Source organism: Streptomyces sp. NPDC051133, from assembly GCF_040682635.1.
Classification (GTDB): domain Bacteria; phylum Actinomycetota; class Actinomycetes; order Streptomycetales; family Streptomycetaceae; genus Streptomyces.
The window spans coordinates 1-1,179 of sequence record NZ_JBFBBK010000248.1; the positions used below are offsets into that span (position 1 = coordinate 1).

Sequence of the window (1,179 nt, forward strand, 5' to 3'; positions counted from 1 at the left end):
GTACCTGGCCACCCCCGTGGCCGCGGCCGTGTGGGCGATGGGGGGCGGCTTCCTGTCCCCGAACAAGAAGCTGGACCTCTCCTCCTACGGCGACGACGAGCTTCGCTGCTTGGAGAGTTGCGCGATGGCCGCCTCACCACTCGGCGGGACAACATCTCTGCACAGGGGGCTCGTCCTCCACGACGGGCATGCCCAGTCCCACGTTGCAGACGCCTGGGCACACGGTCGCCACACCGCGCCGGAAGTCACGGCCTCTTCGCTCTGGTCCCGCTGGCTGCCGGCATCTGGCACAAGGAGGGTTATTCACGGGCCCGGGTTTCTTGATCAACAAGGCGGCCCTGCTCGATAGCCTGGCGTTTGCGGCGACGTCAGATCTTCACCGAGGCAGGGCCGTTGGGCTGGAGCGTTACGACAGGGCTGGAGGAGGAGCAACTGACCGGGCTTGTGGCCCGTGTGCACGCGCAGTTTCGGACTTCCCCGTTGGGGCCCACGGCCGGAGCGGTTGCGGGCGCTGGGGCTGTACAAGTCGGTGGTCCTCGTGCTGTATCTACTACGGCAGAATGCGGTGCAGCAAGCGGCAGCGGAACTGTTCGGCATCAGCCCGTCCACCCTCTCCCGACGCTTCACCACGCTGCTGCCGATGGTGGAGAAGGCCCTCGCAGCCCACGTTCCCGATCCGGCCGAGGCATCGGCCGGCCGGATCGTCCTGGTCAACGGCACGCTGATACCGACATGGGACTGGACGAGCGAGGGAACCACGCTGTTCTCCGGCAAACACCGTGACACCGGCTTCAACCTCCAGGTCGCCGCCACCCTCGCCGGTGACCTGCTCGCGGGCGCGCAGCCGGTGCCTGGAAGCCGACACGATGTCTACGCCTGGCGACAGTCCGCGCTCCCCGAGATCTTCACAGGCCGGGAGTCAATCGGGGACTTGGGCTACGCCGGTACGGGCCTGCTCACCGGCCGGCAGAAACCACCGGGTGGGGAACGTCCCGAAGGGGACAAAGTGTTCAACGGGTCCCTCGGCAGGTTGCGCGCCGCTGTGGAACGCGTGATCGCCCATCTGAAGGACTGAAAAGTCTTCGCCACCCGCTACCGAGGACCCCTCACCCGCTACCGAGGACCCCTCACCCGCTTCCCGAACATCGCCCGCTCACCGGTGTTTCAGAGGGGTGAGCT

1 protein-coding gene is annotated in these 1,179 nt (G+C 67.0%); it reads left to right on the plus strand.

The genetic code is table 11. From position 1 onward, the window contains the following. Nucleotides 1–529 precede the first annotated feature (529 nt). Nucleotides 530–1,075, plus strand: a complete 546-nt coding sequence (locus AB0N17_RS46810; RefSeq protein ID WP_366017745.1) for a transposase family protein — start codon at nt 530–532, stop codon at nt 1,073–1,075. Nucleotides 1,076–1,179: the final 104 nt, after the last annotated feature.